Source organism: Bizionia hallyeonensis (genome assembly GCF_042657385.1).
Lineage (GTDB): Bacteria > Bacteroidota > Bacteroidia > Flavobacteriales > Flavobacteriaceae > Algorimicrobium > Algorimicrobium hallyeonense.
The window spans coordinates 292,821-318,629 of sequence record NZ_JBHSLA010000003.1; the positions used below are offsets into that span (position 1 = coordinate 292,821).

Genomic DNA, 25,809 nt, shown 5'->3' on the forward strand with positions numbered 1-25,809 from the left:
GCTTAAAATTTAAAATTAACAGTAATACCTAAATCTCCTGTATTATCGAACTCATTAATTTTATAATGAGGTGCTAGGGACAGATTATCATCCACATTGTACTGCAGTAGATGCGCATCCACATTGGCATCAATAATATTTAAGGCGTAAATAGCAATGGTAACCAAAAGCGAAATTTCTCGGTTCCTGCTCAGTGTTTTTTGTGCTTCACGCAAGCCATCATCATTAATGGTTCCGTAAAATTCATCGTCCGTAAAACCTGCCAATCGTCTTTTATAGGCATCTCTATAGCGTTGGTATTCTTTATTATTGTCTAAATAAAAATACATACCAATTCCTAATCCTGCATAAACAATAGGGATTTTCCAATATTTTTTATTGTAGGCTTGGCCTAATCCTGGTAATACAGCAGAATAAAAAGCGGCACGCGCAGGTGCTAACGGATCAATAGGATCTGAAACAATATTATTTGCTTCAACTTGTAGTTCTTCTAGTGTTTCTGTTTGGACTTCTTCCTTGTCTTCAGAGTTTTTATCTTCTTGAGCCCACGTATTACTACAAAAAGCCAAGATAATAATAAGCACTATGGCATATTTATTCAGCACGTTTTACCAATTTTAAAATACGATTAAAGTCTTCTTCTGAATGAAAAGGAATTGAAATATTACCTTTTCCATTTTTTGATACTTTAACGTTGATTTTATGACCAAAGTATTCAGAAAAATCTTTAATACCCTTTTTTACAAATTTAGGAAGTTCTTCCGGTTCTTTTGGTGTTTTTAACGTTTTATCTGATTGAAAGTCACGGACTAATGTTTCCGTATCTCGAACAGATAATTTATTGGTAATTATCTTCTCATAAATATCCAATTGGAGGCTTTGATCCTCAATGGTAATAATGGCACGACCATGACCCATGGAGATAAAACCATCTCGCATACCTGTCTGGATAATAGGATCTAATTTTAATAGACGTAAATAGTTAGCAATAGTGGATCGTTTTTTACCAACACGATCACTCATTTGCTCTTGTGTTAAATTAATTTCGTCAATTAATCGTTGGTAGGATAAAGCAATTTCAATGGGATCTAAATCTTGACGTTGAATGTTTTCAACCAAAGCCATTTCAAGCGATTCTTGATCATTTGCAATTCTAATATAGGCTGGAATGGTTTCCAAACCTATTAATTTAGAAGCTCTAAAACGACGCTCACCTGATACCAATTGAAAGGTATTAAAGTCTAATTTTCTAACCGTAATAGGTTGAATAACGCCTAACTCTTTAATAGAGGAGGCTAATTCACGCAGGGTTTCTTCGTTAAAATTAGTACGTGGTTGAAATGGGTTAATATCAATTGCGTCAATATCTAATTCTACAATATTGCCAATAACTTGGTCTGCATTTTTATCCTGACTTGTTTTTATATCGTTTGAAGGATCTTTTAGCAATGCCGATAATCCTCTACCTAAAGCCTGTTTTTTCGTTGCCTTCGCCATGTTTTAGGAGTTTTTATTAATAATTTCTTTTGCCAAACTTAAGTAATTTGTGGCACCTTTACTTGCCGCATCATAGTTTATAATGCTTTCACCATAACTTGGTGCTTCACTTAAACGGACATTTCGTTGAATAATGGTTTGGAACACCATGTCATTAAAATGTTTTTGAACTTCTTCAACCACTTGGTTTGATAAGCGCAGGCGTGAGTCATACATTGTTAACAGTAAACCTTCAATATCCAATTCAGGATTATGAATTTTTTGCACACTTTTAATCGTATTCAATAGTTTACCAAGTCCTTCTAAGGCAAAATATTCACATTGAATAGGAATAATTACGGCGTGCGCCGCTGTTAAAGCATTTAAAGTTAGAAGGCCTAAAGATGGTGCGCAATCTATTAATATAAAGTCGTAGTCATCAACAATGTCGCCTAATGCTTTTTTAAGCATATATTCACGTTCGTCCTTATCTACTAGTTCAATTTCAATAGCAACGAGATCTATATGTGCTGGAATAATATCCAGGTTTGGCGTATCGGTTTTGACAATGGCTTCTCTAGCACTATTAGAATGCTCAAGAAGTTGGTAGGTTCCAGTCTCGACAGTTTCAACATCAATACCCAATCCAGACGTTGCGTTAGCTTGTGGATCAGCATCTATAAGGAGAACTTTTTTTTCAAGTACGCCTAGGGAAGCAGCTAAATTAATAGAGGTTGTTGTTTTACCAACACCACCTTTTTGATTAGCTATAGCTATTATTTTACCCATTAATTGATTTGGTTTAATTACGCGTAAAAATACAATTATTTGTGGGTTTAGAAAATGGAAGTTGTTAACAAACGTTTAAACAGGTGACCTTTTTTTTAATAGGACTGGTTTTAATTGGTTTAGCTTGTTTTTTTAATATTTTTAACTTAAGATTAAGGAAACTGACAAATATCATAAAACAAACTTGATATGATGATTACATTTGTTCTTTAATTAGGATAAAAGCATCCGAATTAATTTTTAAACACTAATCAATATTTAAAATTATGAAAATAAAGAAATTTATGAAACCCGTTTACCCAATGATGGTATTGTTTGCTTTGGCTGTATTTTTTACAGGTTGTATGGAAGAAAAACAAGCAAGCTATGAAAATGCTGAAGATATTCCAGTTAATCAAGAAATGATGGCAGAATTAACGGCGCCACCTCACGTTCCAACACCTATTGGGAGAAGAAAAGCGAAAAAGCTTAAAGTGAATATGGAAATTCTTGAGCAAGAAGGTGAAATGACTGATGGTGTAAGATATAACTATTGGACTTTTGGAGGCTCTGTGCCAGGTAGTTTTATTAGAACACGAGTAGGTGATGAAGTGGAATTTACCTTATCGAATCACCCAGACAACAAATTACCGCATAATATTGATTTACATGCCGTTACTGGACCAGGCGGAGGCGCAGAGTCTTCTTTTGTGGCACCAGGATTTGAAAAAACGTTTTCTTTTAAAACGTTAAATCCAGGACTGTTTGTTTATCATTGTGCAACAGCACCCGTTGGAATGCACATTGCAAATGGTATGTATGGTTTAATTTTGGTTGAGCCTGAAGGCGGTTTGCCACCAGTTGATAAAGAGTATTATATCATGCAAGGTGATTTCTATACTAAAGGTAAAAATGGTGAACGAGGATTGCAACCTTTCGATATGCAAAAAGCGGTTGATGAAAATGCCGATTATGTTGTGTTTAACGGTAGTGTTGATGGTTTAACTGGCGATAATGCCATTACAGCTCAAGTAGGGGAAACTGTAAGACTTTATGTTGGTAATGGTGGACCAAACCTAGTATCATCCTTCCATGTTATTGGCGAGATATTTGACAAAGTATATGTAGAAGGAGGCGATTTAATTAATGAAAACATACAAACCACGCTTATTCCCGCTGGTGGAGCTGCTATTGTTGAGTTCCGTGTGGATGTTCCGGGATCACTTGTTTTAGTAGATCACTCTATTTTTAGAGCTTTTAATAAAGGCGCTTTAGGAATTCTAAATGTTGAAGGTGAAGAAAATGAGAAAATCTATTCTGGCGAAACATATGAAGGTATTTACCATCCAGAGGGTCCTGGAATTCAAAGTATGCCTACAACCGATGAAATTGTAGAATCTGAAATTCCAGCAAAATCATTTGAGGAGCAAATGGAATTTGGTAAACAAGTATACATGCAAACATGTTTTGCTTGTCACCAAGGCGAAGGTCAAGGTATTCCTAATGCTTTTCCGCCATTGGCAAAATCAGATTACTTAAATGCTGATGTAAATCGTGCAATTAGTGCTGTAGTTAATGGCTTAAGTGGAGAGATAATTGTTAACGGAAACACTTATAATAGTGTTATGACGAGACAGATGATTTCTTCAGAAGAGGTTGCTAATGTCTTAACTTATGTTTATAATAGCTGGGGGAACAACAAACAAGTTGTTACAACAGAAATGGTAAATAAAGTAAAAAATAAATAATTTAAAATATGAAAACCAGAGTCTTTAGCTTGTTTTTAATGTGTTTAGTGTTTCAATCTATTATGTTTGGACAAGCTAAAGATATGGTTCTTATAGAAGGAAGCCGCTATTTACCGTTGTATGGTCGTGACTCAACAGTTGTTGCTGTCAAAGATTTTAAAATGGACATGTATCCTGTTAGTATTAAAGACTATGAAACGTTTTTAAAAGAGAATCCAAAATGGCGAAAGTCGCAAGTAAAAGGCTTATTTGCAGATAAAAGCTACTTGTCTAATTGGGAGTCTGATTTAAAAATGAATGATTTTGTTAATCCCAACAGCCCAATTACCAATGTATCCTGGTTCGCCGCGAAAGCCTATTGCGAATGTCAAGACAAACGATTACCAACTGTAGATGAATGGGAATATGCTGCTATGGCAGACGAAACCACCAAAGACGCCCGAGTTAAACCCGAATATAATGCACGGATTTTAGCTTGGTATGAAGAACCTCGTAAGGAGTATATTATTGGAGAAAGTCCAAAAAATGTTTGGGGCGTTTATGATTTACATGGTTTGGTTTGGGAGTGGACGCTAGATTTTAATTCGGTATTAATTACCGGAGAATCTAGAAAAGATACGGACACCGATAGCAATTTGTTTTGCGGTAGTGCTTCCATAAATGCAACGGATTTAATGAATTATGCCGCTTTTATGCGTTATGCTATTCGCGGAAGCTTACAAGCAAAGAATTCCATGAAAAACCTAGGTTTTCGTTGTGTAAAAGATGTTGAAAAATTAAAATAAAATGAAAACACTAAAATATATAGTTGTTGTTTTGCTAACGGTTGTAGCATTTCAAAGTTGTAATTCTGATAAGAAAAATACAGATCAACTTTCTGGGGTTTATCAATGTCCGATGCAATGTGAAGGAGATAAAACTTATGAAAAAAACGTGGGTTGTCCTATTTGTAAAATGGACTTACAATTAGTTGAAGAAAAAGTTTCAAAAACGGAAGCTCTTGGAGAGATTTCTGATGAATCAATTTTTAACCTGACCAGTAAATGGAACACGGAAGAAGGTACCGAAATTCAGCTTGAAGATTTAAAAGGAAAAACCTTGGTCATGGTCATGATTTACACATCCTGTAAAGCGGCTTGTCCCAGACTTGTAGCAGATATGCGAAATATTGAAGCGCAAATCCCGAAAGAAAGTTTAAACGATCTTCAGTTTATATTGGTCAGTATAGACCCTACAGTAGATACACCAGAGCGTTTAAAAGATTTTGCAATAGAAAATGCTATGGATGATGAACATTGGACATTTTTACAAGGTTCAGAAAGTGGTGTAAGAGAATTTGCCAATGTATTATCTGTAAAGTATAAAGAAATTTCACCTATAGATTTTTCCCACTCCAATATCATTTCGGTATTTAATACGCAAGGCGAATTAATGCATCAGCAAGAAGGTTTAGGCGTGGACAATAAAGAAACTATAGCAACTATTTTAGAATTAACATCCTAATATAAAGGTCTTCACGCATGCAAACTGGCATGCAAAGTAAAATAATAATCTTATGAGAAAACTATTAATTATCATGCTCCTCGGAGTTATGAGCCAGCCCCTTTTTGCCCAAAATTTTGAGATTTCGGCAGAATTGAGACCACGCTTAGAATATCGTAATGGATATAAAACGTTGACAGTAGATTCATTAGATGCTGCTTCATTCGTATCCCAACGTACCCGATTAAATTTGGGATATGGAAGTGAAAAAATTAATATGTATTTAAGCATTCAAGATGTTCGTGTTTGGGGCGATGTTCCTACCTTGAATACGGCAGATGCTAATGGAACAAGCATTCATGAAGCTTGGGCAGAATTACTGTTTACGCCTGAATTTTCATTAAAACTTGGGCGTCAAGAAATTTCTTATGACGATCAACGGATTTTTGGAGCCGTAGGTTGGGCACAACAAGCAAGAAGTCACGATGCTTTATTAGCTATTTATAAACCTAATACCAATAATCATTTTGAATTGGGTTTAGCACTAAATGCTAGTTCTGAAAGTCTTTTTGAAACCATTTACGCTTTAAACAACTACAAATCTTTGCAATATATTTGGTATCATACACAGTTATCACCGGTTAATTTAAGTTTTTTAGCACTTAATAATGGATTGGCTTTTATAAAAAATGGGAAGCAAGAAGTAGATTATAACCAAACATTTGGTGCGTATGCTAAACTAGCTAAAAGTCCATTTAACGCGGAGGCATCCCTATATTTTCAGACGGGAAAAATTGCTGACCAACCGGTTCAAGCTTACAACGTATCTCTTAATGGATCTTATACTTTTAAAAACGGTTTAAAACCGGGGTTAGGTGTAGAATATCTTTCAGGAACCGATATGGATGCTACAAATTCTGATAGTAATTCCTTTAATCCCTGGTATGGAACAAATCATAAATTTAATGGATGGATGGATTATTTTTACGTAGGAAATCACATCAATTCGGTGGGATTGGTTGATGTTTACGCCAATATAACCTATACTAAAAACAAGTTTTCCGTTTCTGTTATTCCGCACATGTTTTCGTCTGCGGCAACCGTAACCAATTCATTAAACGAAGATATGGATGCTTATTTAGGAACAGAAATAGATTTAGCATTAACCTATAAATGGACTAAAGATGTGAGTTTTCAAGCAGGATATTCGCAGATGTTTGCAACAGATACCATGGCCGTTTTAAAAGGCGGAAATGCCAATGCTACAACTAATTGGGCTTGGGCTATGATTACCATAAAACCTAGCTTATTTAAAACAAGTTTTAAGAGTAACGAATAGCAGCACTATGTTCGGAAACTAGTTTTTGTTGCCTATTCGTTTATTTCCAAAATTCATCAGATATGTTATCTTCAAAAGATTCTGGCTGGTGGATTTTTGCTATATGCTGCAGTTGTTCTTCGGTTGCAACCTTTTGTATTTCAGGGAATAAGATACGCTCTTCAAAACGAATGTGTTGCTCTAATTCTTCTTCAATTTTACTCAACGATTTGTCTAAACTGGAATCTTCCGCAAATAATCGTTTTATTCGTCTATGATCTGCCAGTGCTTTTTTTACCAACTCGTTTTGAGAATCTAGAATGGAAAAAATTTCAGCTTCTTCTAATTCAAAATGTGGTATTAAATGATTTTCAAAAAACCAATCCGCATATGTTTTCATGCGTTCTACAGACACGTTTTTGCTAAAACCTGACCTGATTTTCCAGGATAGTAATAAACCGTGATGATGCTCACGACTTAATGGTTGTAATGCTTTATGACGTTTAAGTGGTTTGGGTTCCATAAGATTTTTGTTTAAGATAACTAATTAGAATAAGCGTAATACTAACAGGTAAAAGGATACTTACTACAAATAAAATGCTGTAATAGTTTGGCAAAAGTCCAATTCCTAAAAAGTAGAAAGCGCCTTGAATAAATAAAATAGCTTCCGTTAAAATAAAGCCCAGTAAAAATAAGGATAAGCCAACGGAAATAAAACGACTTGGCAAGATAGTTTTAGATTGTAATAAAAATGCAAATAAAAAACCGCTAATAACACCAAGCATGGTTAGGTGAATAAAGCCAATAATAAAATTGTGATGTTCAAATAATTCAGAAGAAAACTGCGGTATTATAGACAGGGTTTGTAAGCTGGTTTTAATGATAAAACAACCTAAAGAAAACTGATACATACGTATGACTAGCATAGATGTTTCGGTCTTAAACGTTTGAAATTTATGTTTTATAATTTTTATGAAATAGTAGAGAGAAACTAGTTGTAAAAGGATGCCTAACCCATTAACCCAGTAGAGTAGTGGGTGACTGGCAAACCATTGTATAGGTAAGGCAAAGGTTAAAATGGTAGCTAAAACAAGGTATTTAAAAAATACTTTGGCGCTTTCTGATGGTTGAATTTTTAACTGATGACAGGCAATAGCCAAAACAGCTAATAGAAACCAACCATTAAATTGAAAGTTTAAAAAGAACTGAATAGCTATTTGATAAAAGGCTGATGCTTGCCCCAATAAACCCACAGCTGGACCTAAACACCAAACGCCAATGGTTGAAATAACCATAAAAAGTAAGGAAGCCTTAACTAATTGTTTTACTAGGCTATTTTTTATTTGTAAATCGTTCCAAATCCGATACACAAAGTAATAGCTACAAAAAATATGTAGAGTTGAAAAGCTTATAGAAATGGCAGCGTAACCTTGAATGGGAAAACTGATCATCATACCAATTACCGCAATTTGGGTTAACCAAAAAAGTTTAGAATAAACGGATTTTTGTTCTGGCACAAAATAGTGCACGAAAAAGCAATAAAGCACTAAATAAGCCCAACCTAACATGGCAACATGAGAGTGGGCATGCGTAAGAAATCTATAATTGATTGCTATGGGATTCACGTAAAAATAACGCAACATCAAACCCATAAGTGCTGCTATTAAAAAATTAAATAGACAGGTGATAACCAGATTTTTTGGCATGCATTAAGACGTTAGAATAAATAAAAAAAACACTTCTCTTGTTGAAACCATAACTTACAATAAATATTCCCTCTAAAAAAATACTTAATTATAAAATAGACAAGAGAAGTGTATCAGTAAACAAACTATTAATTACTAAACTTTTTAGTAAACTGGAAGTTAAAAAGATATTAACTTCCAGTTATTGAAAATAACAATTACTATTAATTTACATTTGGAAAAAGCGCTGCTCTAATTTGGCGGCTTCAGGGAATAAAATGTTATTTTCTAAATGTATGTGTAGGTGTAAGTCTTTCTCAAATTCGTCCAGCATAGCATAGGTAACTTTATAGGTATTACAAGCATCTGCAGGTGGTGTATAATTGTTAGTGATAAGTGCAATTTTTCTAAAGCGTTCACCTTCGTTTTCATGTTCTTCCATCATCATAGCAATTGGATTTTCCACAGTTCCAAAGTGCGGCGCTTCTATTGCTTGACCGTCTAAAGTTGCTTTCACCATTTTTTTAATGAATGGAAAAAGTATTAACTCTTCTTTTTTCATGTGTGCAGCTAGTTCGCCAGCACAACCAGTAAAGAGTTCATTAATTTTAAACAATTCCGGATGATTACCACCATGCACTTTACATAATTTATCTAAAAACTGGCGCAATACGGGAATTTTTTCTTCCACATATCTATGATGTGTTTTTTCAATATAATCTGCAAGTAAATCTAAAGGCCAGGATTTGTAATCAATAGCGTTATTACCTTTGGATTCTAAAATAGCATCCAGTTTACTTAAAAGTTCATCTGGATTTACGCCATTTTTATTACAAACTTCCTCAACAGTTCTGTGTCCTTTGCAGCAAAAATCTATCCCGTAGTTACTAAATACGGCAGCTGTTCTAAAATCATCGGCTACAAATTCGCCAATTGGTTTGCTCATGTTTTTATGTAATGTTTCCATAATGCTTTACTTTATTTCGGATAAATATGTCCTATTTATAATTAAATTTTTTTTACTCGTACTTATTTATGGTGTCTAAATTTTTAAAAAGGAAGCACCAGACTTGACGCCTAAAGCTAATTCTTCCAAATTTGTTGTTTCTAGCATGACTTTCAAATCATTTCGGATATCTTTAAATTTATCATGCACAGGACAGGGATGATTTTCATCGCAAGTGTGCAGGCCTAAACCGCAACCGTTATATATAGTATCGCCATCAATGGCACGTACAATTTCTTCTAATTTAATACTCGAAATTTGCGATTTTACAATTTCAAAACCACCATGAGCACCTTTTACGGAGTTAATGATGTTATGTCTAGCTAAATCTTGTAAAATTTTTGCTGTAAATGCTTCGGGTGAAGCAATTTCTTTAGCAATCGCTTTTAAACTTACCCGTTGTTCTTGGTGGGAGTTTAAAGCAATAAATATGGAGGCTTTGATGCCGTATTCACAAGCTTTAGAAAACATAGTTTTATTTTATGGGACAAATATAAAACATATTTTTAATTCAGACAAATTTATCCGAATTAAAATTTATATTTTCTAAATTGAATATCAGTATAAGTTTGTAGTCATTAATTAATCAATTAAAATGTCCAAAATTTGTATGGCTGCGTCACTAATTTTTGTTCCGGGACCAAAAACGGCAACCGCACCAGCATCAAATAAATATTGATAATCTTGTTTGGGAATGACACCACCAACAATAACCATAATGTCTTCGCGGCCGTAGGCTTTAAGTGCATCAATAACTTGAGGCACCAAAGTTTTATGACCAGCAGCTAAAGATGACACGCCTAATACGTGTACATCATTTTCAACAGCCTGTTTCGCTGCTTCTTGAGGTGTTTGAAAAAGTGGGCCAATATCCACGTCAAAACCAACATCCGCATAACCTGTGGCAACTACTTTTGCGCCACGATCATGACCATCTTGACCCATTTTGGCAATCATAATTCGCGGACGTCTGCCATCTTGTTCAGCAAAGGCATCTGCCAATGCTTTGGCTTTTTTGAAAGATTCGTCATCTTTAATTTCTTTACTATACACGCCAGAAAAGGATTTAATTTGTGCTTTATATCGTCCGAAGGCAACTTCTAATGCATCACTAATTTCTCCTAGTGTAGCACGTTCACGAGCCGCTTCAACGGCTAAAGCTAATAAATTATCTTGATTTGATTTTGCCGCGGTCGTTAAATTGGCTAATGCTTGTTTCACTTTACTAGCATCTCTGGTTGCCTTAATTTTATTTAAACGTTCAATTTGTGATGTTCTAACCGTTTGATTGTCTACTTCCAGCGTGGTAATTGGTGCCTCTTCAGCTAACCTATACTGATTAACACCTACAATAATATCTTGGTTGGAATCTATTCGTGCCTGTTTTCTAGCCGCAGCTTCTTCTATACGAAGTTTTGGTATTCCAGCTTCAATGGCCTTGGTCATACCGCCTAATTCTTCAACTTCTTCAATAAGTTTCCAAGCTTTTTCGGCAATATCATGAGTTAATTTTTCTACATAATAACTCCCAGCCCATGGGTCAACTGTTTTCGTTATTTGTGTTTCTTCTTGTAAATAAATTTGTGTGTTTCTGGCAATTCGTGCGGAAAAATCAGTTGGCAAGGCAATAGCTTCATCTAAAGCGTTTGTATGTAAACTTTGTGTGCCTCCAAAAGCAGCTGCTGCCGCTTCAATGGTCGTTCGCGCAACATTATTAAACGGATCTTGTTCTGTTAAACTCCAACCGGAAGTCTGACAATGGGTTCGTAACGCAAGTGATTTTTCATTTTTAGGATTGAATGGTTTTATCAGTTTCGCCCAAAGCATTCGAGCGGCACGCATTTTTGCGATTTCCATAAAATGGTTCATGCCAATGGCCCAGAAAAATGATAAACGAGGCGCAAACGTATCAATATCCATCCCTGCGGCTATGCCTTTTTTAACGTATTCCAATCCGTCGGCTAGGGTGTAAGCCAATTCAATATCGCAGGTGGCACCAGCCTCTTGCATATGATAACCCGAAATACTGATGCTGTTAAACTTCGGCATGTTTTTACTGGTATATTCAAAAATATCTGAAATGATTTTCATGGAAGGTGTTGGCGGATAAATATAGGTGTTACGCACCATAAATTCCTTTAAAATATCATTTTGAATTGTTCCTGCTAAAAGCTCGGGTTTTACACCTTGTTCTTCAGCCGCTACAATATAAAAAGCCATTATTGGTAAAACAGCGCCATTCATGGTCATGGAAACACTCATTTTATCTAATGGAATGTCATCGAAAAGAATTTTCATATCCTCTACGGAATCAATGGCTACACCAGCTTTACCAACATCGCCAACCACACGATTATGATCCGAGTCATAACCACGATGTGTTGCTAAATCGAATGCAACCGATAAACCTTTCTGTCCGGCAGCTAGATTTCGTCTGTAAAACGCATTACTATCTTCCGCTGTTGAAAAACCTGCATATTGCCTTATAGTCCAAGGCCTTCTAACATACATCGTGCTATAAGGACCTCGAAGATTTGGTGTAATACCTGCAGCAAAATTGAGATGCTCTAAATTAGCTACATCCGCTTTGGAATAAACAGATTTTATAGCAATATCTTCAGCAGAATTAAAGGTGTCAAACGCTTCATTTCTTGCTTGAGATTCTGTTGATTTTAATTGAATATGTTGAATGTTTTTCCGACTCATAATAATGGGTTATTTAACTGATGCGTTATCACTGTACAAATTTGCCTTTTATAGGAATGGGTTATTGTTCCGTTTGCAAACGGTCTTGTTCCATATTTTCGGCTAATCGTCGTTCAATTATAGGAGCAATAAGGGTTTTTCTTGCTTGGGTTTTAACAAAAGGAAACAACTCCAATTCATCGGCCATTTTATCAGCTTTATTTGGATGTTTATTTGTTCCAAGTAAGGTTATTTTTCCAGCATCAAATTGCGCTTGTTCTTTGTTGGCACTTTCTTTTATTTTACGTTGAATAATGCCGTCTTTTAACTGTTTTAAAAAACCACCGTTAGTTTCAATATCTTTAAAAAGTTCCAATCCTTTTTCAGCTAACTGATCTGTTAACGTCTCCATATAATAGGAACCTTCGGCAGGATTTTTAACTTGATCAAAATAACTTTCATGCTTTAATATTAAAAGTTGATTCCGTGCAATCCGATCTCCAAATTCATTACTCTTATGATAAATAGCATCATAAGGCATATTATAAATGGTATTGGCACCTCCTAAAATAGCACTCATACATTCCGTGGTTGTACGAAGCATATTGGTATTATAATCGTAAATGGTTTTGTTACGTTTCGTTGGAACCGCAAAAATATGACAGGTTGTATTAAATCCATAATCTGCTGCCAATGCTTGATATAAAACGCGTAAGGCACGAATTTTGGCTATTTCAAAAAAGTAATTGGAGCCAATAGCTATTTGAAAAACTGTTTTAAATGTTTGTTTTTCTGATGTTGAAAGCTGCTCATTTAAATAATTAAAATATTCATTGGTATGTGCCAAAGCATAGGCTAATTGTTGGACCATATTAGCACCAGCATTTTGATACAAACTAGTGTCAATAGTGGCCGTGTTTGAAAGTTTTACGATGTTCGTAAAAGCGTCATGATCTGCACTTAAATTAGAAAACCAATTGCCTGTTCGTGCTAGATTTCCAATAATATCTGTTTGGATGATGATTTGATTATTACCACCTAAATTGGTGATTTTTTTAGCAAAAGATTTTGATAAAAATTGGACCTCAAAATAGATTGTCGTTTTTTTTAAGTCAATATCTTTTAGAAGATCATCTACAGAAACGCTATCATTGGGAATAATGAATTTAATGCTTTCAGCGCCATTATTTAAAGCAGAAATAGCAATACCGTTGGCTACGTCAATATGTTGGACAAAAATGGTCTGACAAATATTCCAGGGCGTATTTGGAATGGCTTTGGTTGAAACATTTTCTAACATATCTTGATGGTAAAATGGTTTCACATTAATACCTTCATTGGATTGCCAAATAAGTGTTTCGTTATAATCGGCACCTTTTAAATCCGATTGAATTTTTTGTTTCCACTCTTTGGAAGATACTTCTGGAAACAGGCTAAATAAAGGTTTAGTCATTTTTATTTTCTTTTGGAATACTATCTTCATATTCAATTATAAAGATTTCTTCATTAGCTTTCTTCATATAGTATTTTTCGCGCGCTAATTTTTCAACACCTAATTCGCTACTCAATTCTTTAATGGCTTTTTTATCCTTTTCAATTTCTTTATTGTAGTACTCTTTTTCAGTTTCAAGTTCTTCAATTTCCGTATTTAATTCTCTGTGAATTAAATAGGAATTGGCATCAAAGAACATCATCCATACAGCAAATACCACAACTATTACGATGAAAATATTTTTAAAAGGTTTTAAATATTTGCTATTTAGCTTGGCCATTATACTAAACGTTGATTGATAATAGTTTTAACAATATCCACAGCAACAGTGTTGTATTTATTGTTTGGAATAATAATATCAGCATACTCCTTCATGGGTTCAATAAATTGTTGATGCATGGGTTTAAGCGTGTTTTGATAACGGCTTAAAACTTCATCTAAATCGCGACCACGTTCTGAAATGTCACGTTTTAATCGGCGAATTAGGCGTTCGTCACTATCGGCATGAACAAATATTTTAATATCGAACATATCTCGTAATTCTGGATTTGTAAGTATTAAAATACCTTCAACAATCATAACTTTTCTTGGGTGTGTAAGAATTATATCACCTGTGCGATTGTGTTTTATGAACGAATAAACAGGTTGATGAATATCATTTCCTTTCTTTAATTCTTTTAAATGCGATTCTAATAATTCAAAATCGATGGAGCGCGGATGATCAAAATTTATTTTTACACGTTCGTCATAGGATAAATGTGTCGTGTCTTTATAATAAGAATCTTGAGAAATTACACCAACTTCACCTTCTGGAAGTTGATCAAGAATCTGATTTACAACGGTTGTTTTACCACAGCCAGTACCACCAGCAATACCAATAATAAGCATGAATTATTTTTTTAGTTATGGTTACAAATTTAGTTATTTAGGATGGAATTTATTGGTTCATTTATTTAAACTTCGCTATTGATGTTTGATTTACGCTTTTTTAGGTAGAATTTTTACAATTCCAAGATTTTCAATTCCAACATAAATATAGCCATCTGGACCTTGTACAACGGATCTAACCCGGCCTAAACCATCTAACAAGCGTTCTTCTTTTACAACTTTTTTGCCTTCAAGATAGCACAAATCTAGGTATTGAAACTTTAATGAACCTACCACAAGATTCCCTTTCCAATCTGGATATATAGAACTAGTAATAAATGCCATGCCGCTTGGTGCAATGGAAGGATCCCAATAATGGATAGGTTCCGTCATACCTGGTAAGGTTGTTTTATTTGTAATTTCTGTTCCAGAATAATTTACGCCATACGTAACTTTTGGCCAACCATAATTATTGCCAGCTTGTACAATATTAATTTCATCGCCACCTTTTGGACCATGTTCATGAATCCAAATAGATTTTGTTTCAGGATGAATGGCCATGCCTTGCGGATTACGATGACCATATGAATAAATAGCTTTTTTGGCATTTGGTGTGGTTACAAAAGGGTTGGTTGTAGGAGTAGAGCCATCGTCATGTAAGCGATAGATTTTCCCGCCATCTTTAGTTAAGTCCTGTGGATTGACATCCCGATTCCCACGATCGCCAATGGAGAAAAATAAAAAGTTGTTGTTATCTATTACAATTCGTGAACCGAAGTGCTGACCTGCTTTTGTATTAGGGGTTGCCTTGTATAGCACTTGAAAATTAACTAATGCGTTATTGTTCAGTTTTGCACGCGCAATTGCGGTATGTCCTCCTTGACCATTACCATCTGAAGAAGCATAGGAGAAATATATCCATCCGTTAGACTTATAATCAGGATGAAGTGCAATATCCATTAAACCACCTTGTCCATAAACATGGATTTCAGGAAGTCCTGTAATGCGCGTTTTCTTACCATTTTTGAAATGAATAAGTGCTCCCGATTTTTCTGTAATCAGCATGGCGTTATCAGGCAGAAACATAAAGCCCCAAGGGTTTTTTAAATCAGGAACAACCACTTCATGCGAATGATGGATATTTGTTGGGTTTTTATCTTGAGCACACGCCAAAATGCTCATAGAAAGAATTAATGCTAATATGTAAAAACGTGATTTCATGATATATATAATTTAACTATAAATTTAAAATTTTTTTGTTGCATGATTCTAAAGAAAAGCTATATATTTGCACCTCGGTTTTAGAATGTTTATTTTAAAACTGAAAAAGATAGCCAATTCGGGGTGTAGCGTAGCCCGGTTATCGCGCCGCGTTTGGGACGCGGAGGTCGCAGGTTCGAATCCTGCCACCCCGACCAATAAAGCCTAAAATCTGAATGGATTTTAGGTTTTTTTATGCCATTACGTCGTCGTTGTTAGAGGATTGAAAGTCATGGCATAAAAAAAGTCGTTAACTGCGCCAGCAGTTTGAGCTTAATTGAGCAACGAACCCACTTCAGGATCAGCGGAGCTAATGGATACTATATGTTTTCATTTTTATTTTTAGACGAACGACAGTGCTGTCTGTAGTCTTATTTATTTGAAAAAAAGTACTGCTGGCATGAATCTCCATCCCAATAATTACTTTCTGTTATTCCAAGAACTTCCAAATATTATATAATACCCAAAGTCGTTATTGGACCATGCAACATCTATTCCCATCCGAATTTTAAATTTACGCGCAATTAAATATCGAAATCCAGTACCGTAATTATAAACTAATTCAGAGTCCACAAAGGATTCATTTTCTTTAACTGTTTTTGCTAATCCCCCGAAACCAACTAAACTCCATCGTTTGGTGAAATCAAAGCGCTGTTCGATTTCAATGAGATGTGTAGATCGACCTTGATAACGCATTTTAGGAACCCCTCGTAAATTTATGGAAGGCTCTACATAAAACGGCGACTCGTTAAACTGAAATTCAGACGCCCAACGAAGTCCACTAACCAATTCGGGAATAAATTGGTGATAGTACTGCGCAGACAGTTCTAAATTACCAAAGTTATAATCACTTCCTGTCCAATCTGCATTAAAATGATAGGTAGCGTTAATTAAAAAGCCATTGTCTGGTGTAAAAATATTATCACGGTTATCAAATTCTAAAACAATCCCTGGACTGCTCAAATTAGTTTTCAGGGATTTTTCATCAAGAAAATCAGGTAAGGTTATAAAATCAAATTTAGGTGTTACTTCATTTTTTAAGTATAGGTATTCTATTCCAACAAATAGACCGGTATTATTAATTTCCTTTAAGAGGGAAAAAAATATAGGTAGTGCCTTAAAATTAAATGCAAATTGTTTTTCACCAATTATAGGAATGGTTCTATAGAAATCCATATTTACAGATGAAAAGGCCATCATGACCTGATATTTCAAGCCATATTTAGGGAGTGAAGCCATTCTGATAGCACCTACCATCCAGGTATCATTGGCCGTATAGCCACCAAAAACGGATGTAATATTAGGAGGCGTGTATTCACCTTCTATTTTATTTTTATTGGGACTAATAAAAATGGGAGAAATAACACCGCCAATTTTGCCTAAAGCTGGTTCGGTTATGGGTTGAATTAAAGGGATAAAACCTTTCGGATTAAAAGAAAATCGCTGAAATCAATTTTGTTGTCTAATGAATCTCGAAGCGTACTCTTTTTTTTTGTTTGTGAAAACACACAAGCAAACATGAGAACAGCCAATAAGGTGAGTAATATGTTTTTTGAGTTTTTCATGCGAAAAAAATGAACGCCAATGGATAATTGAATTAAATGAAACAATTTAAGATTTTTTTTTAATAGGTAAATCAGGTAATTATGGTTTTTCCTTTTTTCCGGTTAAAATAAACGTTAATATTTTGATAAGACATTGAGCAGCTATGGTATTCCGACTAATAATTGTTAGTTTTGCACGAATTTAAATTTAAATTAAATACAATTTTTATGAGTCATGTAAAAGAAAATGATACTGTACAAGTTCATTACACAGGAAAATTAAGTAGTGGTCAAGTTTTTGATAGCTCTGCAGATAGAGAGCCGTTAGAATTCACACTGGGTCAAGGTATGCTAATTCCTGGTTTTGAAAAGGCAGTTTTAGATATGAAAGTAAACGATAAAAAAACAGTCGTAATTGAAAAAACTGAAGCATACGGAGACGTTCAGAAAGAACTATTTCATGAAGTGAAAAAAGATCAGTTACCTCAAGACATTAAGCCAGAAGTGGGAATGGGACTTGCGTCTAAAAACCCTGATGGAACAGAGCACCAATTTCGTGTTGCTGCTGTAAATGATGATCATATTATTGTTGATGGAAACCATCCATTAGCTGGTCAAGATTTAACTTTCGAATTAGAGTTAGTGGCTATCAAATAAACATATTTTAAATATTCCATTATAAAAAAGCTTGAGGTTCACTCAAGCTTTTTGCATTTTAACTGTAAAATGTTCCATATTAATTTCGTTATTGTGATAATCTATATTACCACATAATAAATTTATAGACTATGTCGTCATATATGCTGAAAATTCACTAAATTAGAGTTGTAAGATTTTTAATATTTTCATTAAGATTTATACTGAATTATAATTTAAAATAAACATCAAATATCATGGGAAAAGAAAGTAGTACATTATTAGGGATTTTAGCAGGCACAGCCATTGGCGTAACATTAGGAATTCTCTTTGCTCCAGACAAAGGTTCAAATACGAGACAGCGAATTGCAGATGAAGCAGGACATGCTCGTGATAAAATGAGTGAAACAGCGCATGATTTACGAGACAAAGTAGCCCATACAGTCACGCATAGGAAAGAAGATTTTGATCAGCAATTGGAATCTATAGTAAGTAATGTGAGTCATAAAACGGAAGACGTTATCACAAGTTTGGAGAAGAAATTAAGTGACTTGAAAGCTAAAAATAAGAAGTTCCAAAAATCATAATTTAAATGAACATTTTCGAATCTTTAAGTGAAACGACTGGCAAAATGACCGATGCTGGAGAAACTTATGTTGAAAAATCGCAAGAGTATTTTAAGCTCAAGATATTTCAACAGTTAACAGTATCCATAAGCTTGGTTGCTAAAGCATTAGTTATTGGAGGATTACTTGCCATAGGACTACTATTTCTTGCTTTTGCATTAGCTTTAGCTATGGGCGAATGGTTGGGAGATTTAGCACTTGGTTATTTAATAGTTGCTGGTGTTTTTTTACTTGTATCAGGAATAATTTATTTAAAAAGAGCAGCCATTAATAAAGTTATTATTAAAAGCCTTTCTACTAAATTTTTTGATTCATAAATTATGAAAAACTACGAATCTTTTACAGATATAGAGTCTGACTTGAAGCGCTTAAATTTAGAGCGTAAAATAGCTTTAGAGGAAATGAAACTTCTTAAAACAGAATTTAAAGAAGATTTAAAACCGTCAAATTGGGTGAGTACACTACTTAATCTAGCGGGAAAATACGGTTTGTATATGATAATGAAACGTTTTCTAAAATAGTAATAACGTATTTGCTATAAAAAAAATCCATATTCGCAATATGGATTTTTTTTATGATATAAATTATAACTCTAAACTATATACGATAAGGATTTTACGTATTGTGTCATTATTAATGCAGGTATATAATTAAGTTTGGGTATTAATAATTAAAACTTAAAACTATGAATACTTTAAAAACAATTATGGCAGCATGCCTCCTTTTTATAACCGTGGGTGCCGCTGCACAAAATGACAAAGACATTAAAATAATGAAAGATGCCGAAAATGCAAAAACCATGATCTTGGAAAAAGATGCCGGTTTTGAAAAATTCTTCAAAAGTGCTTCAGGTTATGTAATTTTTCCAAATGTTGGAAAAGGTGGCTTAATATTAGGTGGAGCTAGTGGTAATGGTGTTGTTTATGAAAATGGTAAGGCTGTAGGTATGGCTGATTTAAAAGAATTAAGCGTTGGCTTAAAAGCTGGTGGTCAAGCTATTGTTGAGGTTGTTTTCTTTGAAACCGATGAGGCTTTATCAAAATTTAAAGAAGGAAATTTTGAATTTGGAGCTGAAACGTCTGCAGTAGCAGTGGATAAAGGTGTTTCTAAAAACATCGGTTATAGCGATGAAGTAATTGTGTTAACCATGCCTAAAGCAGGTTTAATGGCAGACATATCTGTTGTTGGTCAGAAATTTAGTTATCACAAATTTAAAATGTAATTAAATAAAATATATTTTTAAAAAAGGGTTGGCTTTAAAGTCAACCTTTTTTCAATCAATTAAAAGCGCTAAATTTAGGTGTTGGGCTTGTACGAACTTTTTAATTGCAAAAAACATGAACCAAATAAATAGTGAAAAATTTAAATTTAAACATTTGCCATCGCTTATAGTGGATACTTATAAAGCATGGGATGCTAATGAACCGTTTAGATTAAGTGCGGTTGTAGCCTATTATGCCGTTTTATCCTTGCCAGGGCTTTTAGTTATTATCATAAATTTGGTAGGATATTTTTGGGGTGTTGAAATTGTACAAGGTCAATTAACTAATGAAATTTCAAGAGCTTTAGGTAGTGATGCAGCTGAATCTATACAAGCTATGATGGTTGAAACCCAAAATAATGAAAAAAGTACATTGGCAACCATTTTAGGGATTGGTACTTTAATTTTTGGTGCAACTGGTGTATTTTATCATTTGCAAATATCTATTAATCAAATTTGGAAAATAAGTTCAGAGAATAATATGGGAATTTGGAAAATGATCTTGGATCGTGCCCGTAGTTTTGCGTTTATTCTAGCCATTGGTTTTTTAATGCTTATTAGTTTTTTAATTACAGCAATTATATCAGCGTTAAATGATTATATCCAAGGGTTGTTTCCAGACCTAGTAGTTTATATTGCTTTTATATTCGATTTTCTAGTGTCCATAGGTGTCATTACCTTATTGTTTGCTCTCATATTTAAATTTCTACCGGATGCAAAAATTAAGTGGAAAACGGTATGGATTGGCGCTTTAATAACGTCCGTTCTATTTGTTTTAGGAAAGTTTCTTTTAGGCTTATATTTTGGTCAGGCAAATCCTGGGTCAACTTATGGAGCCGCAGGAACCATCGTACTTATATTACTCTGGGTGTCTTACTCCTGTTTAATTTTATTTTTTGGAGCACAATTTACATGGGTTTATGCGGAACGTTATGGCCTTGGTATTAAGGCGAGTTCAAAAGTTGAATAATACGTCTATAAAAAACAAAAAAAATATCCCTAAATTTATATTTAGGGATATTTTTATGAATGGTAGATACGTAATTCGTAATTACCACTCTTTAATTTCTTTTTCAATTTCTTCTTTAGTTTTACCCGTTTTTTCTTGAAGTTTTCCAACCATTTCGTCGAATTTACCTTCCGAGTACGTTACATCATCATCTGTAAGCTTACCATACTTTTGTTTAAACTCACCTTTTACTTGTTTCCATTTTCCTTCTAATTGATCCTTATTCATGATTTTTAAAATTTAAGTTAATATTCCTTTAATTGTTTTGTAAATATAGCTTCCACTTGAAACAACTATGAACTCAATTAATAAAAAAATGGCAGTAATAAATATTTATTTTATCACGTATTGGCATTCATTATTTATTGGATAGTGTTAAAGATTTAAAAAGTAATCCTACATATTTGGTATCTATAAATCATGTTAAATAATTTTTATAAAACTTTAAATATGGATATCCCAAGTATAAAAAACGAAGAACAATATGAAGCTTTACGCGACAAAGGTTATAGTAAAGAAAAATCGGCAAGAATAGCCAATTCCCCTAATTCGGGGAAAAAGGGAGGTCAAGCAAAACCTTATGAAGATTGGACAAAACAAGAGCTCTATAATCAAGCACAAAATGTTGGAATTGACGGACGTTCTAAAATGAATAAATCTGAATTAATAAATGCTTTAAGAAACAATTAAAGCCTATATTTATTATTGGCAATTATTAACAAGCAAACTAATACTATATGAATACTATTCCACCTAAAGTTATCCGTCAACTATTCTTATTAATGTTGATATTGCTTGTTTGTATTTTAATTTTTCGGGAAATTATTCCTTATTTCTCCGGCGTTTTAGGAGCCATTACCATTTACGTTCTATTAAGAAAAACAATGAGTAAACTGGTTAAGCGCGGTTGGAATCCTAATCTGGCAGCTATAACACTGATGTTAATGTCATTTTTTACTATATTATTACCTATTGCTGGTGCGGCGTTTATGTTAGGTAATAAAATTACCAAAGCCGTTGAGGACTCCGAACGCGTTACAAAAATTGTTAAAAGCCAAATGACTGAAATTGAAAGTCGTTTTGGATATGATTTATCGTCTCAAATTGATGCTTCTGCTATATCAGGTTGGTTATCTGAAAATTTACAAAGTTTTGCTGGCGGCACATTTAATACGGTTATTGCTATTTCTATAATGTATTTTATGCTCTATTACATGTTTACAAATAGACGGCAATTACGAGAATCTTTAATGGATTACATTCCAATAAACCGTGATAATTTAAAGATAGTGGGTAATGAAATGCATGCTATGGTAAGAGCAAATGCGTTGGGCATTCCTTTGGTAGCAGTAGCTCAAGGTATTGTGGCGCTAATAGGTTTTTTAATTTTCGGGATAGATTCGCCTTTTTTCTGGGCCGTAATTGTAACCATAGGTTCCATGGTACCATTTGTGGGTAATATGTTAGGAACACTCCCTGTTTTTATCATTACTATGGCAAGTGGAAACACCTTTGAGGCTTGGGGAATCCTTATTTATGGTATTGTAATTGTAGGATCTACCGATAATTTAATTCGCTTGTTTGTGCTTCGGAAGTTGGACGATGTTCACCCATTAATCACATTAATCGGTGTTATTATAGGGATTCCGTTGTTCGGTTTTATAGGGTTAATTTTTGGTCCTTTATTAATCAGTTTGGCTTTAGTAATCATCCGCATTTATAAGAAAGAATATGCCAGTCAAGAAGAAAATGCACACTAAAATCTGTATAATACCTTTAAACTTCCAAAGGAGTGGTTTTTGGTCCTGTCAAATTCTCCTGTATTAAATTGCATAGAAAATGTTGCCGCAAAACGTTTATAGGAATATTGAACACCTGCATGTGATGTAAAAATATAATGATTTATTTGTGTTTCTGGTTTGGCTAAATTGGTATTGAAAATATTTCCTTGTATTGTGGCATTGTAAAAAGATACTTTATAACCTACGCCATAATCAAAAAACCATTCCGCATGTTCATTATCAGAAAATAGACCGTTTTTACTGCCTACAGATGCATTTATGCTATTCAGTTTTCCTATTCTAAAATTTAATTTTGGCCAAATATAGGTATGAATATTTCCTAAAGACGCATCAATAGAAGCATAGGTGTCCATAAAGCCAATACTATAAATGTCATGAGCATAGGTACCGGTAAAATTTAGTCCAAATTGATTAGGAATTTGATCACTCCAATCCACGGGTTCATCTTTTGAGATATGTTCATGAAAATAGTTTTGTAAGGCACCAGCTTGCGATGTTTGCCCTAAAATTCCTATTTCTAAACCAAAACGGAAATACGCTTTAATAAAAATATAATTGGTTTGAAATTCGGCATAACTCCAACCCGCGTAAGGTCTTTCAATAATTTCGTCGTCTTTCGTTCCATCATCAAGATAATTGGGTGTGTAAGCCTCAATATTTATTCCTGCCATTAAGGAATGGCCTTGTTTGTTCTTAAATAGCGCTCCTAAATAATTAGTGGTATTGGTTTTCCATCTATACCTACCACTGATGCCGTATGTGTAGTTTCTATCCGAGGTATTGTATATAACAAAAAAGTCATTATCTGTTACAATTTCTATTTCATGTTTATACGTTTTAGTGTCTTGTGCAAATATTGCAATATGTATTAAAAATGCTAAAGTAAGGAGGCTATATTTAATCATTTATCAGTTTTAAAAAAGGCAAAGATATTTGAAATTTTACCTGTTTTCTTCTCAATTACGTTTTTTGTTAACGCAATAAAATTTATTTTTTTATTTTTATTGCATCAACTTTTTAGGGGATAACGGCAAATATTTCGAACATAAATAAACAATTTGCAACGGTAAAAAGAACCCTAAAAAATCTTGAAGCTATGACGTCACCAAATCAAATACAATTAGAAAATATAGCCGAAACGGATTGTGAAATATTTGCCTTATTAAAGCAACGATATAGTCCTCGTGTTTTTAAAAATGAATTAATAAACAACCGCCATCTAGGCCAATTATTTGAGGCCGTCCGTTGGTCTGCAAGCTCAAACAACTTACAACCATGGCGATTTATATATGGCGTACAAGGAACGGAAGTTTACCAGAAAATTTTTGATTGTTTAAGCGATTTTAATAAAACCTGGGCAAGTAACGCACCACTTTTAATGTTGGCGGCATACAAAGAAACCAATACAGAAGGAAAGGAAAATTTTCATGCCTTACACGATTTGGGATTGAGTTTAGGGAATATGACTATGCAGGCGCAATATTTAGGTATTGGTATGCATCATATGGCTGGTGTAAACTGGCAAGAAGCACATAAAAAATTTAATGTTCCTAATGGGTACCATGTTGCAACGGCAATAGCTTTGGGATATTATGGAGGCGATTTAGATGTATTACCAGAGGATTTACAAAAACAAGAGATAGATAAACGTAGAAGAAAGCCGCAAGAAAGTTTTGCTTTTAATGGCATGTGGAAAGAAAATAAATAGTAATAGAAAAATTTAAAATATCATGAAAATAGGAATTATAGGAAGTGGAAACATAGGAGGAAATTTAGGAAAGCATTGGGCTAAAGCAGGACATGAAGTTTTGTTTAGTTCTAGGCATCCAGAAAGCCTACAACCTTTAGTTCAGGAAAGTGAAGGGCATGCTAAAGCTGTTAGCGTTGCTGATGCTTTTGAGGCTGATGCTGATGTATATTTATTAGCAACACCTTTTGAAGCTATAGATGAATTAGCTGAAGTTTATGCTGGAGAGTATGGAGATAAAGTTATTATAGATGCTACTAACCCCTATCCTGATCGTGATGGCGAAATAGCACAAGACGTTCGAGATGCAAATTATAATGCTACAGAATATACAGCCATGAAGTTTAATACCGCTAAAACTATTAAAGCATTTAATACCATTAAAGCGGAAGATCTACAAAACTTTGCCTTTAATGATGTGGATAAAATAGCCATTCCTTTTGCTGCTCAAGATGAAGAAAGCAAAGTGTTAGCAAGGCAACTTATTCAGGATATTGGTTTCGAGCCCTTATATGTTGGAAGTTTAAGCGATACCAATATTATGGATCCAGATCAAGCTATTTATGGTAAATCCTTGTCGCGAGAAGACCTACAATATTTAGTAAACGCATCGCGTTCTGCGTAATACAAATTGAAATATTTTATAGACAGAGGCATTTACTGCCTCTTTCTTTTTTTGTAATAATTGGATCCTAAAGAAATTTGTTTCAATATATGTCCATAGGATGAATACAGTAAAAATTGAATACTGATTATCAGTATGTTAATAAATAATTGTTCTTTGTGCGAATTTATTTCAGCAAATACATCTACCTTTATAAGGAAAAAATTAAAAGATTAGGCTTGGATTTATCATGACACTGTTTATAAAATACGATTTAGACTTGGTTTGTAAAACCGTGATAAAAGAGCAATTAGAAGCGTTGGATATTGCGCATACTATCACTAGTATTGGTGAAGTTAAAATCCAAAAAGATTTGGATGCGGCAAAGCGGTCAGCTTTAGAAGACGCGTTGAAAAGATATGGTATTCAAATTTTATCAAATCAAAAGGAAACTTTGGTTGAACGTATAAAGCACACCATTGATGACATGCTTAGGAATAATGATTTACGAACTTTAAAAGTATCTAGTTATTTATCAGATACCTTAAATTATTCGTATGCCCATTTGTCTACAGTATTCTCCGAGAGTACCTATACATCCATTGAAAATTATATGATTCTAAAAAAGGTAGATTTAGTTAAAGAGCGTATTTGTAATACCAATTTAACCTTAACAGAAATAGCCTACCAATTAGATTATAGTAGTGTGGCCCATTTATCAGGTCAGTTTAAAAAAACAACGGGTTTAACACCAAGTGGTTTTCAGCGGATTATGAAAAACAGAAAACAATAA

At 34.0% G+C, this 25,809-nt stretch carries 30 protein-coding genes and 1 tRNA gene; 16 read left to right on the forward strand and 15 right to left on the reverse strand.

The window, feature by feature from the left end; genetic code table 11:
• Positions 1–2: 2 nt before the first annotated feature.
• The 3 genes from ACFPH8_RS09430 to ACFPH8_RS09440 are packed head-to-tail and all read right to left on the reverse strand — an operon-like array spanning position 3 to position 2,265.
• Positions 3–605: a DUF5683 domain-containing protein gene (locus tag ACFPH8_RS09430; RefSeq protein ID WP_248395025.1), complete on the reverse strand. Its 603-nt coding sequence runs from the start codon at positions 603–605 to the stop codon at positions 3–5.
• Positions 595–1,497: a ParB/RepB/Spo0J family partition protein gene (locus ACFPH8_RS09435; RefSeq protein ID WP_248395024.1), complete on the reverse strand. Its 903-nt coding sequence runs from the start codon at positions 1,495–1,497 to the stop codon at positions 595–597. The genes ACFPH8_RS09430 and ACFPH8_RS09435 overlap by 11 nt, the downstream gene beginning before the upstream one ends.
• Positions 1,498–1,500: 3 nt before the next feature.
• Complete coding sequence (locus ACFPH8_RS09440) at positions 1,501–2,265, reverse strand: ParA family protein (RefSeq protein WP_248395023.1); 765 nt, start codon at positions 2,263–2,265, stop codon at positions 1,501–1,503.
• A 344-nt stretch (positions 2,266–2,609) separates the two neighbouring features.
• Here ACFPH8_RS09440 and nirK point away from each other — a divergent pair, with 344 nt between their 5' ends.
• Genes nirK through ACFPH8_RS09460 form a run of 4 tightly spaced genes read left to right on the forward strand, consistent with a single transcriptional unit; the run spans position 2,610 to position 6,813 of the window.
• Positions 2,610–3,992 carry a copper-containing nitrite reductase gene (gene nirK / locus ACFPH8_RS09445; RefSeq protein ID WP_376860793.1) on the forward strand — a complete coding sequence of 461 codons (1,383 nt, stop codon included), beginning with the start codon at positions 2,610–2,612 and terminating at the stop codon, positions 3,990–3,992.
• Between the two features lie 8 nt (positions 3,993–4,000).
• A complete protein-coding gene (locus tag ACFPH8_RS09450; RefSeq protein ID WP_248395021.1) occupies positions 4,001–4,777 on the forward strand; it encodes a formylglycine-generating enzyme family protein in 777 nt (258 codons plus the stop codon).
• 1 nt (position 4,778) lies between these two features.
• Positions 4,779–5,495, forward strand: coding sequence for an SCO family protein (locus ACFPH8_RS09455; protein ID WP_376860446.1), 717 nt, complete (start codon positions 4,779–4,781; stop codon positions 5,493–5,495).
• A gap of 52 nt (positions 5,496–5,547) precedes the next feature.
• Positions 5,548–6,813 carry an alginate export family protein gene (locus ACFPH8_RS09460; RefSeq protein WP_376860448.1) on the forward strand — a complete coding sequence of 422 codons (1,266 nt, stop codon included), beginning with the start codon at positions 5,548–5,550 and terminating at the stop codon, positions 6,811–6,813.
• A gap of 40 nt (positions 6,814–6,853) precedes the next feature.
• On the opposite strand, the gene ACFPH8_RS09465 is transcribed toward ACFPH8_RS09460, so the two are convergent.
• The 9 genes from ACFPH8_RS09465 to ACFPH8_RS09505 all read right to left on the reverse strand — a co-directional run bounded on the left by ACFPH8_RS09465 (position 6,854) and on the right by ACFPH8_RS09505 (position 15,748).
• Positions 6,854–7,315, reverse strand: coding sequence for a hemerythrin domain-containing protein (locus ACFPH8_RS09465; protein ID WP_376860450.1), 462 nt, complete (start codon positions 7,313–7,315; stop codon positions 6,854–6,856).
• A complete protein-coding gene (locus ACFPH8_RS09470) occupies positions 7,296–8,498 on the reverse strand; it encodes a hypothetical protein (RefSeq protein WP_376860452.1) in 1,203 nt (400 codons plus the stop codon). The genes ACFPH8_RS09465 and ACFPH8_RS09470 overlap by 20 nt, the downstream gene beginning before the upstream one ends.
• Before the next feature lie 208 nt (positions 8,499–8,706).
• On the reverse strand, positions 8,707–9,444 hold the full coding sequence (gene ric / locus ACFPH8_RS09475; RefSeq protein ID WP_376860454.1) for an iron-sulfur cluster repair di-iron protein: 738 nt from the start codon (positions 9,442–9,444) through the stop codon (positions 8,707–8,709).
• A 75-nt stretch (positions 9,445–9,519) separates the two neighbouring features.
• On the reverse strand, positions 9,520–9,954 hold the full coding sequence (locus ACFPH8_RS09480) for an RrF2 family transcriptional regulator (RefSeq protein WP_376860456.1): 435 nt from the start codon (positions 9,952–9,954) through the stop codon (positions 9,520–9,522).
• Positions 9,955–10,065: 111 nt separating this feature from the next.
• Positions 10,066–12,189, reverse strand: coding sequence for a methylmalonyl-CoA mutase (scpA, locus tag ACFPH8_RS09485; RefSeq protein WP_376860458.1), 2,124 nt, complete (start codon positions 12,187–12,189; stop codon positions 10,066–10,068).
• A 61-nt stretch (positions 12,190–12,250) separates the two neighbouring features.
• On the reverse strand, positions 12,251–13,621 hold the full coding sequence (locus tag ACFPH8_RS09490) for a methylmalonyl-CoA mutase subunit beta (protein WP_376860460.1): 1,371 nt from the start codon (positions 13,619–13,621) through the stop codon (positions 12,251–12,253).
• Positions 13,614–13,940 carry an FtsB family cell division protein gene (locus ACFPH8_RS09495; RefSeq protein WP_248395012.1) on the reverse strand — a complete coding sequence of 109 codons (327 nt, stop codon included), beginning with the start codon at positions 13,938–13,940 and terminating at the stop codon, positions 13,614–13,616. The genes ACFPH8_RS09490 and ACFPH8_RS09495 overlap by 8 nt, the downstream gene beginning before the upstream one ends.
• The gene (udk, locus tag ACFPH8_RS09500; RefSeq protein ID WP_248395011.1) at positions 13,940–14,548 is read right to left on the reverse strand and encodes a uridine kinase; all 609 of its coding nucleotides are present in this window, start codon (positions 14,546–14,548) and stop codon (positions 13,940–13,942) included. The genes ACFPH8_RS09495 and udk overlap by 1 nt, the downstream gene beginning before the upstream one ends.
• A 90-nt stretch (positions 14,549–14,638) precedes the next feature.
• Positions 14,639–15,748, reverse strand: coding sequence for a PQQ-dependent sugar dehydrogenase (locus tag ACFPH8_RS09505; RefSeq protein ID WP_376860463.1), 1,110 nt, complete (start codon positions 15,746–15,748; stop codon positions 14,639–14,641).
• Positions 15,749–15,867: 119 nt separating this feature from the next.
• On the opposite strand from ACFPH8_RS09505, the gene ACFPH8_RS09510 reads away from it, so the two are divergent.
• Positions 15,868–15,945, forward strand: a tRNA-Pro gene (locus ACFPH8_RS09510).
• Between the two features lie 262 nt (positions 15,946–16,207).
• Here the strand turns inward: ACFPH8_RS09510 and ACFPH8_RS09515 are convergent.
• Positions 16,208–17,026, reverse strand: a complete 819-nt coding sequence (locus ACFPH8_RS09515) for a BamA/TamA family outer membrane protein (RefSeq protein ID WP_376860465.1) — start codon at positions 17,024–17,026, stop codon at positions 16,208–16,210.
• A 533-nt stretch (positions 17,027–17,559) separates the two neighbouring features.
• Here ACFPH8_RS09515 and ACFPH8_RS09520 point away from each other — a divergent pair.
• The 6 genes from ACFPH8_RS09520 to ACFPH8_RS09545 all read left to right on the forward strand — a co-directional run bounded on the left by ACFPH8_RS09520 (position 17,560) and on the right by ACFPH8_RS09545 (position 20,824).
• A complete protein-coding gene (locus tag ACFPH8_RS09520) occupies positions 17,560–17,988 on the forward strand; it encodes an FKBP-type peptidyl-prolyl cis-trans isomerase (RefSeq protein WP_248400593.1) in 429 nt (142 codons plus the stop codon).
• A 236-nt stretch (positions 17,989–18,224) separates the two neighbouring features.
• On the forward strand, positions 18,225–18,554 hold the full coding sequence (locus ACFPH8_RS09525) for a YtxH domain-containing protein (RefSeq protein ID WP_248400592.1): 330 nt from the start codon (positions 18,225–18,227) through the stop codon (positions 18,552–18,554).
• Positions 18,555–18,559: 5 nt separating this feature from the next.
• On the forward strand, positions 18,560–18,910 hold the full coding sequence (locus ACFPH8_RS09530) for a phage holin family protein (RefSeq protein ID WP_376860468.1): 351 nt from the start codon (positions 18,560–18,562) through the stop codon (positions 18,908–18,910).
• Between the two features lie 3 nt (positions 18,911–18,913).
• The gene (locus tag ACFPH8_RS09535) at positions 18,914–19,114 is read left to right on the forward strand and encodes a DUF6327 family protein (protein WP_248400590.1); all 201 of its coding nucleotides are present in this window, start codon (positions 18,914–18,916) and stop codon (positions 19,112–19,114) included.
• Between the two features lie 164 nt (positions 19,115–19,278).
• Positions 19,279–19,815: a lipid-binding SYLF domain-containing protein gene (locus ACFPH8_RS09540; RefSeq protein WP_376860471.1), complete on the forward strand. Its 537-nt coding sequence runs from the start codon at positions 19,279–19,281 to the stop codon at positions 19,813–19,815.
• A 115-nt stretch (positions 19,816–19,930) separates the two neighbouring features.
• Positions 19,931–20,824, forward strand: a complete 894-nt coding sequence (locus tag ACFPH8_RS09545; RefSeq protein WP_376860473.1) for a YihY/virulence factor BrkB family protein — start codon at positions 19,931–19,933, stop codon at positions 20,822–20,824.
• A gap of 81 nt (positions 20,825–20,905) precedes the next feature.
• Here ACFPH8_RS09545 and ACFPH8_RS09550 read toward each other — a convergent pair whose 3' ends face one another.
• On the reverse strand, positions 20,906–21,091 hold the full coding sequence (locus ACFPH8_RS09550) for a CsbD family protein (protein ID WP_248400587.1): 186 nt from the start codon (positions 21,089–21,091) through the stop codon (positions 20,906–20,908).
• A 222-nt stretch (positions 21,092–21,313) separates the two neighbouring features.
• On the opposite strand from ACFPH8_RS09550, the gene ACFPH8_RS09555 reads away from it, so the two are divergent.
• Both ACFPH8_RS09555 and ACFPH8_RS09560 read left to right on the forward strand, forming a co-directional pair.
• On the forward strand, positions 21,314–21,553 hold the full coding sequence (locus ACFPH8_RS09555) for a DUF7218 family protein (protein ID WP_248400630.1): 240 nt from the start codon (positions 21,314–21,316) through the stop codon (positions 21,551–21,553).
• A gap of 47 nt (positions 21,554–21,600) precedes the next feature.
• Positions 21,601–22,623, forward strand: coding sequence for an AI-2E family transporter (locus ACFPH8_RS09560; protein ID WP_376860475.1), 1,023 nt, complete (start codon positions 21,601–21,603; stop codon positions 22,621–22,623).
• Here the strand turns inward: ACFPH8_RS09560 and ACFPH8_RS09565 are convergent.
• On the reverse strand, positions 22,620–23,570 hold the full coding sequence (locus ACFPH8_RS09565; protein WP_376860477.1) for a lipid A-modifier LpxR family protein: 951 nt from the start codon (positions 23,568–23,570) through the stop codon (positions 22,620–22,622). The two genes, ACFPH8_RS09560 and ACFPH8_RS09565, sit on opposite strands and share 4 nt — an antisense overlap.
• A gap of 191 nt (positions 23,571–23,761) precedes the next feature.
• Between ACFPH8_RS09565 and ACFPH8_RS09570 the strand changes: the two genes are divergently transcribed.
• The 3 genes from ACFPH8_RS09570 (at position 23,762) to ACFPH8_RS09580 (ending at position 25,809) form a co-directional block, all read left to right on the forward strand.
• Positions 23,762–24,373: a nitroreductase family protein gene (locus ACFPH8_RS09570; protein ID WP_376860479.1), complete on the forward strand. Its 612-nt coding sequence runs from the start codon at positions 23,762–23,764 to the stop codon at positions 24,371–24,373.
• Positions 24,374–24,395: 22 nt separating this feature from the next.
• On the forward strand, positions 24,396–25,037 hold the full coding sequence (locus ACFPH8_RS09575) for an NADPH-dependent F420 reductase (RefSeq protein WP_248400583.1): 642 nt from the start codon (positions 24,396–24,398) through the stop codon (positions 25,035–25,037).
• A 229-nt stretch (positions 25,038–25,266) separates the two neighbouring features.
• Entirely contained in the window at positions 25,267–25,809 is a 543-nt protein-coding gene (locus tag ACFPH8_RS09580; protein ID WP_376860481.1) for a helix-turn-helix domain-containing protein, read from the forward strand.

What these genes read in the sequence shown, in the direction of transcription:
- ACFPH8_RS09450 (WP_248395021.1), top strand. Translation starts at nt 4,001, where the DNA reads ATGAAAACCAGAGTCTTTAGCTTGTTTTTAATGTGTTTAGTGTTTCAA.
- ACFPH8_RS09515 (WP_376860465.1), bottom strand. Translation starts at nt 17,026, where the DNA reads ATGGCTTCACTCCCTAAATATGGCTTGAAATATCAGGTCATGATGGCC.
- nirK (WP_376860793.1), top strand. Translation starts at nt 2,610, where the DNA reads ATGGAAGAAAAACAAGCAAGCTATGAAAATGCTGAAGATATTCCAGTT.
- ACFPH8_RS09540 (WP_376860471.1), top strand. Translation starts at nt 19,279, where the DNA reads ATGAATACTTTAAAAACAATTATGGCAGCATGCCTCCTTTTTATAACC.
- ACFPH8_RS09550 (WP_248400587.1), bottom strand. Translation starts at nt 21,091, where the DNA reads ATGAATAAGGATCAATTAGAAGGAAAATGGAAACAAGTAAAAGGTGAG.
- ACFPH8_RS09495 (WP_248395012.1), bottom strand. Translation starts at nt 13,940, where the DNA reads ATGGCCAAGCTAAATAGCAAATATTTAAAACCTTTTAAAAATATTTTC.
- ACFPH8_RS09575 (WP_248400583.1), top strand. Translation starts at nt 24,396, where the DNA reads ATGAAAATAGGAATTATAGGAAGTGGAAACATAGGAGGAAATTTAGGA.
- ACFPH8_RS09460 (WP_376860448.1), top strand. Translation starts at nt 5,548, where the DNA reads ATGAGAAAACTATTAATTATCATGCTCCTCGGAGTTATGAGCCAGCCC.
- ACFPH8_RS09565 (WP_376860477.1), bottom strand. Translation starts at nt 23,570, where the DNA reads ATGATTAAATATAGCCTCCTTACTTTAGCATTTTTAATACATATTGCA.
- ACFPH8_RS09455 (WP_376860446.1), top strand. Translation starts at nt 4,779, where the DNA reads ATGAAAACACTAAAATATATAGTTGTTGTTTTGCTAACGGTTGTAGCA.
- ACFPH8_RS09525 (WP_248400592.1), top strand. Translation starts at nt 18,225, where the DNA reads ATGGGAAAAGAAAGTAGTACATTATTAGGGATTTTAGCAGGCACAGCC.
- ACFPH8_RS09545 (WP_376860473.1), top strand. Translation starts at nt 19,931, where the DNA reads ATGAACCAAATAAATAGTGAAAAATTTAAATTTAAACATTTGCCATCG.
- ACFPH8_RS09490 (WP_376860460.1), bottom strand. Translation starts at nt 13,621, where the DNA reads ATGACTAAACCTTTATTTAGCCTGTTTCCAGAAGTATCTTCCAAAGAG.
- ACFPH8_RS09435 (WP_248395024.1), bottom strand. Translation starts at nt 1,497, where the DNA reads ATGGCGAAGGCAACGAAAAAACAGGCTTTAGGTAGAGGATTATCGGCA.
- ACFPH8_RS09570 (WP_376860479.1), top strand. Translation starts at nt 23,762, where the DNA reads ATGACGTCACCAAATCAAATACAATTAGAAAATATAGCCGAAACGGAT.
- ACFPH8_RS09535 (WP_248400590.1), top strand. Translation starts at nt 18,914, where the DNA reads ATGAAAAACTACGAATCTTTTACAGATATAGAGTCTGACTTGAAGCGC.
- ACFPH8_RS09555 (WP_248400630.1), top strand. Translation starts at nt 21,314, where the DNA reads ATGGATATCCCAAGTATAAAAAACGAAGAACAATATGAAGCTTTACGC.
- ACFPH8_RS09505 (WP_376860463.1), bottom strand. Translation starts at nt 15,748, where the DNA reads ATGAAATCACGTTTTTACATATTAGCATTAATTCTTTCTATGAGCATT.
- ACFPH8_RS09530 (WP_376860468.1), top strand. Translation starts at nt 18,560, where the DNA reads ATGAACATTTTCGAATCTTTAAGTGAAACGACTGGCAAAATGACCGAT.
- ACFPH8_RS09560 (WP_376860475.1), top strand. Translation starts at nt 21,601, where the DNA reads ATGAATACTATTCCACCTAAAGTTATCCGTCAACTATTCTTATTAATG.
- ACFPH8_RS09465 (WP_376860450.1), bottom strand. Translation starts at nt 7,315, where the DNA reads ATGGAACCCAAACCACTTAAACGTCATAAAGCATTACAACCATTAAGT.
- ACFPH8_RS09470 (WP_376860452.1), bottom strand. Translation starts at nt 8,498, where the DNA reads ATGCCAAAAAATCTGGTTATCACCTGTCTATTTAATTTTTTAATAGCA.
- ACFPH8_RS09520 (WP_248400593.1), top strand. Translation starts at nt 17,560, where the DNA reads ATGAGTCATGTAAAAGAAAATGATACTGTACAAGTTCATTACACAGGA.
- ACFPH8_RS09440 (WP_248395023.1), bottom strand. Translation starts at nt 2,265, where the DNA reads ATGGGTAAAATAATAGCTATAGCTAATCAAAAAGGTGGTGTTGGTAAA.
- ric (WP_376860454.1), bottom strand. Translation starts at nt 9,444, where the DNA reads ATGGAAACATTACATAAAAACATGAGCAAACCAATTGGCGAATTTGTA.
- ACFPH8_RS09480 (WP_376860456.1), bottom strand. Translation starts at nt 9,954, where the DNA reads ATGTTTTCTAAAGCTTGTGAATACGGCATCAAAGCCTCCATATTTATT.
- ACFPH8_RS09580 (WP_376860481.1), top strand. Translation starts at nt 25,267, where the DNA reads ATGACACTGTTTATAAAATACGATTTAGACTTGGTTTGTAAAACCGTG.
- udk (WP_248395011.1), bottom strand. Translation starts at nt 14,548, where the DNA reads ATGCTTATTATTGGTATTGCTGGTGGTACTGGCTGTGGTAAAACAACC.
- scpA (WP_376860458.1), bottom strand. Translation starts at nt 12,189, where the DNA reads ATGAGTCGGAAAAACATTCAACATATTCAATTAAAATCAACAGAATCT.